Below are 14,771 nucleotides of genomic sequence, written 5' to 3'. Positions count from 1 at the left end.
TCCTCGTCGGGATGGGCTCCTCGACACTCTGGCCTGCCTCGTCCCAATGCCACCCGTTACGTGGCGCCGGTGTGAGGTGTCCTCTTGTCGGCGGGGTGCGGGCATGCGAAAGAGAACAGCTCACGGAACCCAGACGCTGGCCCCGCACCTGGATCCTGGCGTCATGCGGTCGTGGCGCGCTCCCGAGATGAAGTCCGGTGCGCTGCCGGGGCGTCGAGGTGGGCGACGACGGTGGTGTAGAAGCGGTGTACGGCGTCGTCGACGCTGCGGATGAAGCCGGTCTCGGCGCTGCCGCGGCCGCTTCCCATGCTTTTGAGCAGGGACAGACGGAACCCGGTGATCTTGGTGCTGTTTTCCTTGGGGAGGAGGTCCGCTGGTTCGGGGCGGAGGCGTTCCAGGGTTCCGCGGGGACCTCCCGTTTCGCTGTCGGTGAGGGTTTCGATATGCAGGTCCGCTGGTGCCTCGGCCAGGCGTCGGACGAGTCGCTTGGCCCAGCTGAGTGGATAGCCCTGCTGGGGGGCGGGGATTTCGATGGAGGTGCGCAGTCTGCCGGTGCGCAGGTCGGCGCTGACGGAGAGCACGCCGGGGGTGTTGTCGATGCGCACTTCCGCCTGGAGCCGTCCGTCGAGGCAGAGTTGGTCCGCGAGGCGGTCTCGGCGTTCCTTGGGATTGGTTCCGCGTTTGGCGCGCTGAACGGGGAGTACCTTCTGCCCGAGTTCGCCGCCCAGCCTGAGGCAGACCTGGCGGATGAGCCGCTCCCAGTTCTCGACCACTTCCAGCGCCCGGGTGTCGCCCTGGCAGAGGGTTTCGTCGTCGATGCCGTTGCGCACGGGGACCCAGGCAGGGCCCATGTTCTGGAAGCCGTGGCATCCGGAGTTGTCGTGCTGCAGGTAGTGCAGCAGTTCTTGCAGCAGCCAGGCGTGCGCGGCGTTGCTCACTCCCTCGTGTCTGATCAGCATCTGCGCCTGATGGGCGACTTCCGCCCAGGACAGATGCCAGAGGGCCACTTTGTGCTTGCGGCGCTTGTCGACTTTGACGTCGACGAGGGGGCTGCCTTCCAGCGCGACATCGTTCGTCAGTGTGATCACTGCCTCGTAACCACGGCGCGCTGCGATGTCCATGTAGGCCTGTACCTGGTCTGGCTTGAGCGGATTGCCGTTGGTCTTCGTTTCGACCAGCGCGGTCCACAACTTGCCCGCTCGTTCCACGCGGATCACCCCGTCCGGGCGCCGCGGGCTGTCACCGTGGGGCAAGGAGACCTCCGTGAACGTCTCCATGCGGCCTGCCGGAGCTCCGAACCCTGCAGTCAGCCTCCTGCTGAACTCTGGCACCTGCGCCATCACCGACAGCAGCACCGAGGTGGCACGCATCTCGCGGTCCCGGTCGCTCTTGAGTACCGAGACGGGGAAAAGTCTGGCCTCCTTCCAGGAGTCGTTCTCCGCCAGGGACTTCTTCACCGTCTTGGGAAGGATGACCTTCTTCTTGGCCGTGCGGGGGCGAGCGGTCGGCCTCTTCGGCTCGGCTGCTTCCGCCTCAGGCCGGCGAGGAGCGGGAATGGCCTCCAGGGCCGCCTTCTGGGCCTGCTCCTCGACCGATGCCGAAGCCGTTGCAATCGCCTGCTCGCCGACTTCGGCGGTGTCGAGCGCTGCTGCCGCCTCCTCAGCCGCGTCGTCATCGATGTCGACACCGAAGTCCGTCGCCAGCCCGGCAAGCCCGGTTTCGTAGCCCTGCCCGACAGCACGGAACTTCCAGTCCTCGCCCCGCCGGTACAACTCGCCGAAGATCACCGCCCCGACCGAGCCGACATCGTCGACGGCGAAGCGCAGGAGACTGTCACCAGCGGCGTCGGCCAGCGTGATCCGTACGTCCTCCAGTTCACCGAAGCGGGCCCCGTCGTACCTGCTCGCCGCGACGACGATCCGGTCAACGCCGGGCGGTACCGCGGTCAGATCGAAGCTGATCCGGTCCTCGCTGCCGTCCGACGTCGGCGTCTTGCCCAGAAGCTGCACGCTTCCATCAGCGGCCACCGGATGGTTGTAGAAGTAGAAGTCGCTGTCGCTGCGCACCTTGCCGTTCGCGTCCAGGAGCAGGACCGACACGTCCGCGTCACCCTCACCCGTAGGGCTGACCCAGCCCAGGCTGACAACCACTGAACCAACGTTGTCGCTCAGATCCGCGAGGGCCACGTTCGAACCCTTGATCATTTCCTGCACAAAGCCCCCAACAGTGCACCTTGGGCATACGGAGGACTCCGTATCACCTGCCCCCATGCGCGACACAAGTGGACGAGTCGCGCGGAGAAAACTGTAGTACGCACAGAGCCCGATCGTGGAGGTTCTGTGAAGCCAGAAGTGCGGTTGAAGCGCGCTAGCTCCGCAGCCACCTGAGACCGCAGCAACTGGAGAGCCTCATGAAACGACTCCTGGTCTTGACACGGCGTCTGCCTATCCGTGGCGTGCTCGGCTGACGACCGAGGCCAGGAACCGGCACCGGCGCGGCGACTCCACGCCCAGTCAAGCGATGTTGGCCACAGACGTGCTCGGTAGCCGGCGCTGGGGGGCCCGCGTCTTGTCTGGCCTGGCCTGTTCTCCCCTTTCTTGATCACCCGGGGTGCTGATGTGCTGACGCTTTGTCAGTGGCTGCTGGCAGCATGGCCTGGTGTGGGGGAAGTTGTGACGAGGGGGAGGCGTGCATGCCTTTAGTGCGGTCGTACGTGCGTTCTGACGGGACACGGGTCCGCGCGCATTCGCGGTGGGCGCCGGGTGCAAGACGAGAAACGATGATCTTCAGCGTGGTGGCCTTGGCCGTGGTCGGCCTGGGCAACAGCAACATCTCCGCGGGCGGAGGGGATACCCCGCGGCCGCTGACCACGGTCCAGTACCCGATCCGCTTCGAGGACGCTCCCGCCGTGCGGGCGCCGCAGCCGCGTCCCACCATCTCGTACCCGATCCGGTGGGAGCGGTGACCCGCCGGAGGCCGCCCGCGCGGCGGCGCAGCCGACGGCCCTCCCGCAGGCAGCAGCAGCGCGACGCCCAGCTGCTCGCCTACGCCGCGGCAGCCGCCGCCGGCATCACGCTGGTCGTGATGGTCGTCAACTGGCTGCTGGCCCACTGGTGGGTCCTCGTCGTTGCCCTGGTCCTCGCCGCCCTGGCGGGCGCCGGCTGGCTCTACCACCGCCAGCAGCAAACCCGCTGGGAGGCGGTGCGTGCCCAGGGCCTGCGCTACGGCCTGCCGCAGCTGGACGCCCTGCACCACACACGCTTCGAGGACGCCGTACGAGAACTCATGCAGCGTGACGGCTGCCGGGATGCCCAGCGGGTCGGCGGCCGCGGCGACCTGGGCGCCGACGTGAAAGCCACCGACCCCTACGGGCGGCGCTGGGTCATCCAGTGCAAACACCGCCGCAACGGCGCTCAGGGCTCACCGGTGGGCACACCCGACCTCCAGGTCCTCAACGGCACCGCCCGCCAGGTACACGGCGCCGACGTCGCAGTGATCATCACAAACGGTCGGGTGACCGACCCCGCCGCCACCTTCGCCAGGCAGCAGCGGCTGCACGTCGTCGACCGCCAGACCCTGGCCGTATGGGCAGCCGGCTCACGCCCCCTGTGGGAGCTTCTGCGGGCGGTGCCGCCCCCGCGCCGCCCGACCTCGCTGAGCTGAACCGTCGCCTACCAGTGGAAGGGACCCGGCCACCCGGTCGGGGCCCCATCCTCTGGAGATACACCAGAAGTTGATGAGACCGGCTGTGCTCGCTGCCGCTCTCCTGGTCCTGTACAAGGTCCGCGCCACCACCGACGCCATCACCGCTCCCCTCACCGAGCCCCGCACACTGCTGCTCGGACGCCACGTCACACGGGCGCCTTGCGCAACACCGGCCGGACCACCCCCTCGCCCGCTCCGCGACCGCCGCGCTCGCGGAGGTCCTGGCGCCGGCGGCGGGCGTGCATCCGTGAACGGGCCGCACGCTGACCGCTGGGTGAGGTGCGCGCGACGTCCTGGGCACGAGCCGACCCCGGCCAGAGGGCAGTACTACGCCGCAGAGCTGTCCGCCCTCGGACTGGCCGCCGAGGGCCGACCACCAAGGCCCGATCACGGTCACGAAGTGACAACACCGCCCCCGACCACGCCCGCAATCCCACCACGGACCTGACCGACAACCCCACCGACAACTGTCCCCACCCGCCCACCACTTGCTGGCATAGCCGCAGGTCACCACGCACACAGTCGCATGGCCGGGAGCCCGGCATCCCCCTCTGCACCCCCTGCGCCGGCCCCGGCCGAAGGAAAAGAGATAGGAAACGGGAAAGGGACGGGGCGGGCGGCGCGGTGCGCGGCCGGGGGACCGGAGCACGGCCTTGGTAGGCGGTGCGCGTCGGCCGGGGCCTCCGCGCTCCGGTGCCGCGGGAGCCGGGCGCTCGAGGAACGCCGAGCGTCGGCCGGAGGAGAACCCTGCGCAACAGCACGGGCAGCGGCTCCCGCCTCGGGCACGGTGGGAAGCGCTGTCAGTGCCCGTTCATAGGATCAGGGCATGCCCGATGCTTTCACCGTCTTGTGGACCCATGACACGTGCCGTGCGCTGCGCAAGGCGGGCCGAGCAGGGGAGCGGCCACCGGTCGCCTTCAGCGGCGTTCACACCTCCCTGCCCGCGTGGACGGGTGCTCGTTCCGGAGACGAGGTGTACGCGCTGCATGTCAACCGGCGCGAGGTGTTCGTGGTGAGCCGGATGCGCGTGGTCGACCGCGAGCGACGCGGCTGCTGCGGCCCAGCTCCCGCAACGTGGGAGGACCCTGCGTATCCCGGGCACGATGACTGGTCGATGCTCGGAGCCGGTGGCTGCGGCGCGCAGGCGGTACACGTGGACGCGACACCCGTACGCTTCGACGTGCCGGTCCCCGGAGAACTGCTCGGGAGGCTGGCCTGGCGCAACCGCCGAGACCAGACCCGCAACCTGAAGTACGTGGTGGACGGCCGCCTCGAGAACTCCGTCAGCCTTCAGGGCTTTTACCGCCTGACCCCGGAGTCGGCGGACACGCTGGCAGAAGCCGTCGGCAGCGCCCTCGCCTGACGGCGGCACATGCGTGAGGAACGGGATCACACCCGCTCCGGCGACCCGGCCTTGTCGGCCGACTACGGCAGCAGGTGCTTCATCCTCTCGGAAGGCAGACCGACCCGGCCGAAACCGATGTTCAAGAGGACGGGAGGCACCCGGCGGACCGCAGCTCAAAGACTCAGGCAAACATCCTCGATGCTGGGGCCACCGGCGAGGAGACGATCCTGATGGACTCACCGACATGACGACGCTGCCGCACCGTTTCCTCCATGCCCTCGACCGGTTCAACGCCGCCCACCCCTGGGACCACAACGCCCACTACCACCGGTGGATCATGCGGCAGCTCCCCAGGAGCTTCGGCACCGCTCTGGACGTCGGCTCCGGCACCGGCGACCTGGCCCGGCTCATGGCCACGCGCGCCGCGGCCGTGGACGCGATCGACTCCGATCCGGCAACCGTCGCCCGCGCCCAGGCGATGACCCCTCCGGACGCTCCGGTGACCTTCACCACCGCGGACGCGCTCACCGGTATCCCTGCTGCCTCCTACGACGTCATCACCTGTGTCGCGGCCCTTCACCATCTGCCGTTCAACGACGCCCTCGCCCACTTCCGCCGGCATTTGGCCCCTGGGGGGACATTGGTGGTCGTCGGGCTCTGGCACGCGCAAACCCCCGGTGACCATCTGCTCAGCGCCGCCGCCCTTCCGCTGAACGCCGCCACGGGATGGATCAAGAACAAGGGCCGCACGGCATTGCCGCCGGCTTCGATGACGGCGCCAGTTCGGCCGGCGACCATGGGCTTCGCCGAGATCGACCGTGAAACCCGGCATGTACTGCCCGGTGCACGACTGCGCCGCCGGCTGTTCTGGCGCTACACGCTGGTGTGGCACCAGCACTGAGCCCAAGGCCAAACAGGCGGTGAATCGAACCTGCCCTCCGACAGGTCTCGCACCGCGCAGCTATCGCATGCCTTCCGAAGGGCTTCCCGCTCGTGTGAACAGAGCCAGCCGCCCCTCTGGTGGACAACACCAACCCTCCTTCCACACCCGGACGCTTCCTCACTGACCCGCACCGACCTCCTCCTGCTCGTACCGGGCACGGCCGCGCCCATGGGCGCACTGAGTGCTCGCGCGCCAGCTATGAGGCATGCTGCGCCGGTACCCGCCGGCCTCATGGCGCTCGGCCAGATCGACGGCGACCGCCCGGTCGCACTGCCCGCGCCCGCAGCCCGCAGCCCGCAAGCACCCGTGTATTCCGGAACCCAGGGCCATGCTGCCCCTGTCGGTCCGCTACGGCGCGCCGTGTTCGTTCACGCGGCCTGGTCCCAGTCGTCGTGTGTGTCGTGCTGGCCAGGCGTGCCCCGGGTGGTCTTTTCGCGGGCACGCAGGACGGCCCACGCCGGTATGGCAAGGCAGGTGAGATACCAGGGCAGGAGCCAGACGGTGCCCCACCACGGTGCCTGGGGCTCGAGGAGCAGGTCGGTGGCGGCGGTGGTCATGCCGGCGGCGAGGCTCCAGCACAGCAGGCGTCCGGTCCGCTGCACGGCGCGGGTGGTCCGGTGCGTGGCGGGGGAGGGGTGGCGGCTTGGGCTGGAGCAGGGCATGCGTCTGCCCAGTGCGTTCATCGGGGAAGAACGTCCTTCACAGCAGGGGTGGTTGCCGCGGGCTGGGGGACCACGCATGCAGGACGAGGAAAGTGTGCATTCCGTGAAGCCGTGCATGCAGGAGAGCCTCACGTCCGCCGCACGCTCTGAGACAACTTGCCTGGACAGCGCTTTCCGTCCATGACCGGCGACGACGGCCACTGAGCGCCGTCCGAGCCCGTAGGAGGCAGGCCTGAACCTGGCCGAAACAAAACACCCGCTGACCTCCCCTTTAATGAAGGAGGCCCAGGTCACAAGGTTTCGGTCAAGGTATCGCCGATGAGTGGTAACAGAACCATCAATTCCGCCCGGACTGCAGGGTGGTCAGGGTGGTTAGGTCCGGTTTGCCGCGCTGAAGCGGCGGGGCTGATTCCGGACCGCATGTCACGGGCGTTCGGGGGGACGCCGCGCCGATTTGTGCACTTCTTGTGACAACTTGTGTGCCGCTGGTGACCGTCTGAGTCACCTGTTCTGACTGCCCGTCTGACTTCCTGTGGGGGGAAGCTGATGCACCCGCGTGCTGGAGGCACGCCGTTTCGGCGTGCCCGGAGAACACACAGAACTGCTCTGATATCGGCGATCACCACGGCTGCCGTGGTGATCGCCGCCGCTCCCGGCTTGGCGGCGGCACCGAAGCCGGAACTCCCGGAGCCGGAGAGCCCGTGGACGAAGCCGACCAAGATCGACGCAGCCGCGACACCGGCCGGCACGATCAAGGCCCCGGACTCGGAGGTTGAGGTCAAGCCGTCGGCCGAGGTCGCGGCCTGGCGGGCGGCGCAGAAGGGCCGTGCCACGGGCGAGGCACCGGCCCAGAGCCCGGCGTCCCGCTCGGCGGCTGCCGCTGCCGCCGCGGCGTCCGACTATCTGCCCGAGGGACAGGGCGAGGTGCCCTGGCATCAGATCCTCGACACCCGCCTCAACGACGCCCTCGTGGCGCGCATGGACATCTCCAACGGCAACCTGATGCTGGCGGCGACGGACTTCGACATCGCCGGTGTCGGCCAGAAACTCCAGCTCACCCGTACCTACAACTCCCTCGAAGCGCCGTGGGGGAAGGTGTCGCAGCGCTGGTGGCAGGCCTACGAGCGCTACCTGCAGGTGGGCGACGGCGAGGTCGACGTCTTCGATGCCACCGGCAACCTGCTGCGCTTCACCGCCAAGACGGACGGCACCTACACCACCCCGGCCGGCTACTCGAAGGACCTGAAGAAGAACGCGGACGGCACCTACACCCTCACCGACCGCAAGTCCGGCACCAAGGACACCTACAACGAGTACGGCACCCTCACCAAGGTCACGGACAAGAACAAGGGCACGATCACCGTCGACCAGCACGACGAAGGCGCGGAGCACAAGGGCTTCAAGCTCACCGAGACCCGCTCCGGCCGCTGGATCGACCTGGTCAAGACCTACCCGAACCAGTGGCAGGCCAAGGACCACACCGGCCGCACCGCCGTCCTCGACCTCGACAGCGCGGGCAACCTCGCCAAGGTCACCGACACCGCCGGCAAAGCCACCACCTACGACTACGACTCCTCCCGCCGCGTGACGAAGGTGACCACGCCCGAGGGCACCGCCACCCTGTTCACCTACGACAGTCACAACCGCGTCACCTCCATGCAACGCGCCACCGAGTCCTCGTCGACCGGTCACACGGGCCCGACCTGGCGCTACGACTACAGCGCGGCCACCCCGGCGGACGCGGGCACGACGACGGTCACTGACCCCGACGGCGACGCCACCAAGTACGTCCACAACGCCGATGGTGAGGTCACCAAGGTCACCGACCCACTCGGTCACTCCCGCCACGCGACGTACAAGAACCACCTCACCCAGACCGCAACTGACGCGATGGGCACCGGCGCCGATGGCACCGGCGGCAACACGACGACGTACGGCTGGGACGGCCGCAACAACGCCATCTCCCAGAAACTGCCGATGGGCGCGACGGCATCCGTGACGGCGTACCAGACGATCGCGGGCACCGAACTGCCCAACGACTTCACCACCGCGGACGGCCGCAAGGACTCGTTCAAGTACGACGCCAACGGCAACACGATGTCGGTGACGACGTCGGGCACCGCCGGCGGCACCCGCGAGTACACCTACAACGAAGCCACCCCCAAGTGCGGCGGCTTCGAGGGCCAGCGCTGCACCGCCGAGGACGGCAACGGCAAGGTCACCTCCTTCACCTACGACGACCAGGGCAACCTGTGGAAGGTGAAGCCGCCGGCGCCGCTGGGGGAGACGACCAACACCTACGACGCGCTGGGCCGGGTGGAGACCGTCACCGACGGCCGTGGCATCAAGACTGTCTACGTCTACGACAACCGTGACCGCGTCCGTGAGGTCTCCTCCACCCACTCCACCGTCACGTTCACCTACGACGGCGACGGCAACGTCACCACCCGCACCGACGCCTCCGGCACCACCACCTGGGAGTACGACAAGCTCAACCGCGAGAAGCGCCGAACCCTGCAAAACGGCGCCCAGACGGTCCTCGCCTATACCCCTGGTGGTGACGTCGACTACTACCTCGATCCGACCGGGACGACGGACTACACCTGGGACAAGGCCGGCCGCCTCGACCACCTGACGGCGCCGGACGGAAAGAAGACCGACTTCGACTACAACAACAACGACAAGCGCACCAAGACCGTCTACCCCGGCGGCACCACCCAGACGGTCACCATCGACAAGAACGGCCGCCCGGAAAAGATCAAGACCACCTCCGGCACCCAGACCTTCATCGACCTGACCTACAGCTACACAAGCGCGGGCAAGGACACCACCAAGATCCGCACCCGCACCGACAACCTCACCCAGTACAAGACCACCTACACCTACGACTCCCAGGACCGCCTCACCTACGCCCTGGAAGCCGACGCAGCGGGCGCCCGGAAGGCGTCGTGGCTCTACTGCTTCGACAAGGCCGGCAACCTCACCAGCCGCGATGGCAGCAAGAACACCTGCCCCGGCGGCACCACATACACGTACAACGACGCCAGCGAGCTGACCGGCAAGAACGGGACCACCACCGGCTGGTCCTACGACAAGCTCGGCAACGAAACCGCCGCAGCCGACACCACCCCGCGTACCGGCGAGTCGTGGACCGACTACAGCCAGCTGGCCGGCATCACCTCGGGCGGCACAACCTACGACCTGGTCCACGCCGGCACCACCAACGCGGAGCGCACCAAGCTAGGCGACACGTGGTTCCACCACACGGCCCTCGGCCTCGCCTCCACGACCACCAGCGGTGTGGACACCGGATTCATCCGCGAACCGGCGGGCACGTTGAACTCCATGACGACTGGGGGGAAGTCCTACTACTACCTCACCGACGCCACCGGCAACGTCCTCGGCCTCGCCGACAGCACCGGCAAGCGGACGCACACCTACGCCTTCGGCCCCACCGGTCTCCCGCGCACCACACCCACGGAGTCCGTTCCCCAGCCGTACCGCTATGCGGGTGCGTAAGCGGACCCGACCGGCCTGTACAAGATGGGCCACCGCTACTACGACCCCACCCTCGGCCGCTTCACCCAACCCGACCCCTCCGGCCAGGAGAAGAACGCCTACCTGTACGCCGAAGGCGACCCCGTCAACGGCATCGACCCTAGCGGCCTTTACAGCATCGACGACCTGGTGACGGATATCAGCATCATCGGTGGGTCTGCCGGTGCCGGAGCCGGTATCGGAGGCGGTGCGTGCTTCTTCGGTCCCCAAGCCTGCGGGGTCGGCGTCGGCATCGGCGGTTTCGTCGGCGGCGCCTTCGGGGTTGGAGTGGTAGTCGGGCGACACATCGCTTAGGAGATGCTCAGGGTGGAGGCGACGGATGATCGTCTCCACCCCGAACAACATAGTAAGAGTGAGGGGAAGTGTGCATGCGAAGCTCAGGAGATTTGCGTGAGAGCCGAACCTGGAAAGTCTGCGTCTGGACGGTACTCGTTCTGTGCATCCTCTCTTCAGGAGCGTCCATCATGGGCGAGCATTGGGGCTTCCTGTTCCTTAGTGTCCTAGGCGTGTCCGCAACAGTATTGGTGCTGGTTCAGTTTCGACGCAGACAGTAGGCCGGGGCGGGCACCGCCCCGTAACTCAACCAACTCAGGAGAAGGGTTCGAATAAGGGCCGGTTGATCGCGCTGCTTGCTGCGATCACCTTCTTTTGGTGTGGCCGGTCTTACAGAACCTAGTCTTCTTCCAGGTCGCGGCCGCGTCCTGTTTGTCGGAGTGCGCGATCACCAGGACGCCGACGAGGTCGACCATGACCTGTCCGTTGGCGTCCGGAGCATCCAGACCCGTTGCCGGACTTCGGACCGTGCGGACCGGATGGCCTGCAGGACCTTCTCGTCGGAGGCGGCGAGGGTGTCGATGAGGCGGGAGACGGTTGGGTCGGAGACGACCGGGCCGAAGACGGCCGGCTCGCACCGCAGCGTCGCGACGTCCGCGAGGCAGTCCCCGCCCAGTGTGACCGCCAGGGCGACGTCCAGCAGGACCTTGCCCGGGTCGTGGAGGGCCTGCGGTTGCGCCACGGCACCAGCACCTGTGATATCGCTTGATCCAGACCGGTCTTGCGGACTGGTTCGACCAGTAGGACCGATCCGGCCTGGGAGCCCACGGCTCGGCCGTCATCATGGACATGGACATGGGGGTAGGACCCGGGGGTAGGCTGCTTCACCCGGAAAGTGCCTCCGACAGGAGCGGGAACAAGGACCTCAGCAATCCTCATTCTCGATGGTCAGAGGCGCTTTCTGCTTACCTGATCGCCTGTCGGACAGCCCGCTTCGTGAAAGCGCAAGGTTAGGCACCCTCGTCACTCCGACACCGAGGCGGAAGTCGCAGCTGACTCCACTGCGGCGGCCGTCCGCGTGACCTGCTGCTCCATGATCACCCGCGCCCGTAAGCAGGGACGGACTCGGGTCTGCAGGGCAGCCGGTTGCCGTCCACCTGGGGCCGGTGCGGGTAGTCGATGCCGCGGCCACTGGATCAGATCTCCCAGGAAGGGTGGTCGGCACCCGACCCGTACGTACGACGGGGGAGCCCCCATATCGGCCATGCCATCGCCCCCAGCAGCCATACTGGATGCATGGACACGACGATCACCGCCCCCCGCGCCGAGGTGCTGCGGGATCGCTACCGTGGCCGATTGCCCAAGCACTTGCAGGAGCTGGCCGGTCCTGTCGAGGGCAACTTGGATCTGCCGCTCCACATCGTCTGGTCCGGGCGGACGAGCTACAGCCTGGACCGTCCGAAGTCCCGAATGACGCTTTACCGGACCGTCCTCGCCGAAGGACTGCGTGAGGACCTGGCGGCCCTCCTGCACCACCGGCTGCTCACCGAGCAGGCCCGTGCTGCGGCGCCTGATCAGCCCCTACATCCGAGAGGTCTGGGAGGACGCCTTCCCTGAGCTGCTCGGCACCGCTCCGGCCGACACGACCGCCGCGTGAAGCTCACTCCGCTCCACGAGCGTCTCCTCGCCGACATCCTCGACCTCGGCTCCCCCTACCCTCTGGTCCTCACCGGCGGATACGCCGTGCAGGCCCACGGCCTGGTCGAACGCTTCAGCCGTGATCTCGACGTCGCCACCGAGAACCCCGCTCCGATGCAGGAGATCGTCGCCTCACTCACAGCAGGCCTCAGTGCACGCGGATGGCGGACCACGCACGTCCAGACCGATCCGCTCAGCGGCCGGTTCCTCGTCACCGATCCGGACACCGGCGAGGAGTGCGAGGTCGACGTCCTCAAGGAGGCGTTCTGGGCTCCGCCCGCCCAGACCCCCTACGGCCCCGTTCTTTCCCTCGATGACGTGATCGGCACCAAGGTCCGTGCCCTCGCCGACCGCGGCACCGTCCGCGACCTCATCGACGTCCAGGCTGCCTCCCGCCACCGCTCCACCGCCGACCTCGAGTCCCTGGGCCGCCGTCGTGCCCACGACGAGTTCAGCCTCGAAGACCTCCGGGACCGGCTGATCGGCGCGGACTGGTACGAGGATGAGGACTACTCGGCGTACGGGGCTCACCTCCCGACAGATCGAAGAACTCAAGGCGTGGGCGCTGGAGTGGGCGGAGGACCTGGGCGCGCGGATCCATGACGAGAACGCCTGAGAGGCAGTCATCGTGTCCATCGGGTGGCCGTGGGCGGGAAGCCTCGGCCAGCAGCAGGACCAGGCCCTCCTGCCTGTGATGGGCCACGGTTGGACAGACTGTGGGCAGGTCGCCATGCCGGCAACGCCCAGCGCACCACAGTCCTGCGATGGAGCCGCGGCCGGGCAAATTGCGGACACCGCTCGCTTGTTGAGCGTGCGTGTTCGCGCTGAACGGCCGTGGCCGCCTTTCACGTTCCCGAGTACCACTCCGCTCACGGCGCAGTACTGCGGGGCTTCATGCTGTGCGGTGCACGACGACGAAGCACTTCAGGGCTTCCTGCGAGCACGGAAGGCCGAGTTCACGCAACCGGTCGGCGGACGAGCGGATGACCCAGGCGTGCTGATGGCCGGCTAGGGCCACGCAGGCGACACCGGCCGCGGCGGAAGGCCGCGAAGGCGGCTGACGTCGGCTACGCGGTCGGCGGTTACCTGGGAGGCGTCGGAATCACTGGCTCATGGCTCTAGGAGGGAAATGATTACTGCGACGTCCGGAATCGGATTCGGCAATCCAGTAGCTACTTGGGCCCTGGGAGGTTTCGTTCTCGTGGCTGCCATCATCCTGGCCTACTGGAGTTACAAGAGGGAAAAGAAGTAGCGGCCCAAGGTGCCTGCCTGGGTTCATTTTTGAACATTGGGCGGGCATCTTTGCTGCCTACGTCAGGAGGAGTGGTACCGACTTCGGCTGTAGGTGAATGGGTCGGCGCAAGAGCGGGCGCGTACGCCGACCCAACGGGTCTGTACGAGATGGAGCACCGCTACTACGACCCCACCCTCGGCCGCTTCACCCAACCCGACCCGTCGGGGCAGGAAACCAACCCCTACCTCTACGTGAGCGGAGACCCTATCAACCCTGCTGATCCATCTGGTCTGTGCTTTTGCGTCAACGCCCTTGGGAAGGCTGCCGGCGGCGTGGTGTGCGCATCGAAGGAAGTAAGGAAGAAGGTCAACAAGGGGGCGACAGTCGATACGGTGGGCACTGCTGTCTGCGCGGCAGCCGCTGGGCCGACGCCCGTCGGTGCCGGTTGCGGTGCTGTAGGGGCTGCAGCCGGTGTCGTGTCCTTCGTGACCATGGAATAGCAAGTTCCTGCGGGTGTGACTCGAAGTCACGCCCGCAGCCGGTCTCTCAGGAGATGCAGTGTCAGACACGAACAACAGGTCGCTACCCCTCGTGATGCTGGCGGTGGCCTGCATCATCGTGGGTGTTTTACTGGTGATTGCGGCTGGTGGAAGCGTGTGGATGTACATCGCCGCAGCAGCGCTGGGGCTGGCAGGAGTCTCTCTGCTGACGAATAGGTTCGGTCTGGGGAGGAGGTAGGTGGGCGGGCCACCGCTTCTTGGCCTCCAGCAGTCCTCGGCCTCGCCGACGCCACCGGCGAGCGCACCCACACCTAACGCACGGCACCGGCAAGCGCACGTCCTACCGATTCGCCGGCGCATACGCCGACCCGGCGCGCCTGTACGACCTGGCGGGTCTGTACAAGATGGGGCACCGCTACTACGACCCCACCCTCGGCCGCTTCACCCAGCCCGACCCCTCCGGCCAGGAAGAGAACGCCTATCTCTACGCGGGCGGCGATCCCATCAACCGCGTCGACCCCAGGGGCCTGGACTTCCTGGGCTGGGACGGCGGCCAGTGGGCCAGAGCCGCAGGCGTCGGCGCCTCAGTCGCAGGGGCGTTCGCGAGCGGTCCGCTCGGCATCGGCTTGGCGGCCGCCTCAGTGGGCCTCGGCGTCACCGGCTCGATTATGCAGGGAAACTCTGTCGGACAGACCGTCGCCACCGGAATTCTAGGCGCGGCGACCGGTGGAGTAGGAGTTCTTGCAGCGTCTGCAGGCATCGGAGGTAAGACCGGAATCGGCCTCGCCGCAGGGTATACCGCGCTCGATGTCGGGGGCGGTATCGGAATCTCGGGCAGTTTCCCGTAAAGAGG

8 protein-coding genes and 5 pseudogenes are annotated in these 14,771 nt (G+C 67.5%); 10 read left to right on the top strand and 3 right to left on the bottom strand.

Annotated elements, in window-relative coordinates; all coding sequences use genetic code 11:
* Nucleotides 1-161: 161 nt before the first annotated feature.
* Nucleotides 162-2,204, bottom strand: coding sequence for a TerD family protein (locus SAM23877_RS00190; RefSeq protein ID WP_174532277.1), 2,043 nt, complete (start codon nucleotides 2,202-2,204; stop codon nucleotides 162-164).
* Nucleotides 2,205-2,779: 575 nt separating this feature from the next.
* Between SAM23877_RS00190 and SAM23877_RS00185 the strand changes: the two genes are divergently transcribed.
* From SAM23877_RS00185 to SAM23877_RS00170, 4 genes are all read left to right on the top strand, one after another.
* A complete protein-coding gene (locus tag SAM23877_RS00185) occupies nucleotides 2,780-2,965 on the top strand; it encodes a hypothetical protein (RefSeq protein WP_053125651.1) in 186 nt (61 codons plus the stop codon).
* Nucleotides 2,962-3,663 carry a restriction endonuclease gene (locus tag SAM23877_RS00180; RefSeq protein WP_053125649.1) on the top strand — a complete coding sequence of 234 codons (702 nt, stop codon included), beginning with the start codon at nucleotides 2,962-2,964 and terminating at the stop codon, nucleotides 3,661-3,663. The genes SAM23877_RS00185 and SAM23877_RS00180 overlap by 4 nt, the downstream gene beginning before the upstream one ends.
* A gap of 868 nt (nucleotides 3,664-4,531) precedes the next feature.
* Nucleotides 4,532-5,068, top strand: a complete 537-nt coding sequence (locus SAM23877_RS00175) for a hypothetical protein (RefSeq protein WP_053125647.1) — start codon at nucleotides 4,532-4,534, stop codon at nucleotides 5,066-5,068.
* A 226-nt stretch (nucleotides 5,069-5,294) separates the two neighbouring features.
* On the top strand, nucleotides 5,295-5,951 hold the full coding sequence (locus SAM23877_RS00170; protein WP_053125645.1) for a class I SAM-dependent methyltransferase: 657 nt from the start codon (nucleotides 5,295-5,297) through the stop codon (nucleotides 5,949-5,951).
* Nucleotides 5,952-6,361: 410 nt separating this feature from the next.
* On the opposite strand, the gene SAM23877_RS00165 is transcribed toward SAM23877_RS00170, so the two are convergent.
* Nucleotides 6,362-6,676 (bottom strand): hypothetical protein, encoded by a 315-nt coding sequence (locus SAM23877_RS00165; RefSeq protein ID WP_053125643.1) that lies wholly within the window; start codon nucleotides 6,674-6,676, stop codon nucleotides 6,362-6,364.
* Between the two features lie 525 nt (nucleotides 6,677-7,201).
* Between SAM23877_RS00165 and SAM23877_RS00160 the strand changes: the two are divergent.
* Nucleotides 7,202-10,507 (top strand): annotated as a pseudogene (locus SAM23877_RS00160) (RHS repeat-associated core domain-containing protein).
* 380 nt (nucleotides 10,508-10,887) lie between these two features.
* Here SAM23877_RS00160 and SAM23877_RS00155 read toward each other — a convergent pair.
* Nucleotides 10,888-11,425: pseudogene (locus tag SAM23877_RS00155) on the bottom strand (transposase); the annotation flags it as partial.
* Nucleotides 11,426-11,782: 357 nt separating this feature from the next.
* On the opposite strand from SAM23877_RS00155, the pseudogene SAM23877_RS00150 reads away from it, so the two are divergent.
* From SAM23877_RS00150 to SAM23877_RS00140, 5 genes and pseudogenes are all read left to right on the top strand, one after another.
* A pseudogene (locus SAM23877_RS00150) lies at nucleotides 11,783-12,143 on the top strand (hypothetical protein).
* A pseudogene (locus SAM23877_RS00145) lies at nucleotides 12,140-12,800 on the top strand (nucleotidyl transferase AbiEii/AbiGii toxin family protein). Before SAM23877_RS00150 ends, SAM23877_RS00145 begins: the two co-directional pseudogenes overlap by 4 nt.
* 749 nt (nucleotides 12,801-13,549) lie before the next feature.
* Nucleotides 13,550-13,918 (top strand): annotated as a pseudogene (locus SAM23877_RS40965) (RHS repeat-associated core domain-containing protein); the annotation flags it as partial.
* A gap of 58 nt (nucleotides 13,919-13,976) precedes the next feature.
* Nucleotides 13,977-14,156: a hypothetical protein gene (locus tag SAM23877_RS39530; protein ID WP_053141961.1), complete on the top strand. Its 180-nt coding sequence runs from the start codon at nucleotides 13,977-13,979 to the stop codon at nucleotides 14,154-14,156.
* Between the two features lie 19 nt (nucleotides 14,157-14,175).
* A complete protein-coding gene (locus SAM23877_RS00140; protein ID WP_244902871.1) occupies nucleotides 14,176-14,766 on the top strand; it encodes an RHS repeat-associated core domain-containing protein in 591 nt (196 codons plus the stop codon).
* Nucleotides 14,767-14,771 lie beyond the last annotated feature (5 nt).

It is taken from the genome of Streptomyces ambofaciens ATCC 23877 (genome assembly GCF_001267885.1).
Lineage (GTDB): Bacteria > Actinomycetota > Actinomycetes > Streptomycetales > Streptomycetaceae > Streptomyces > Streptomyces ambofaciens.
This window is presented reverse-complemented; position numbering and strand designations above follow the sequence as displayed.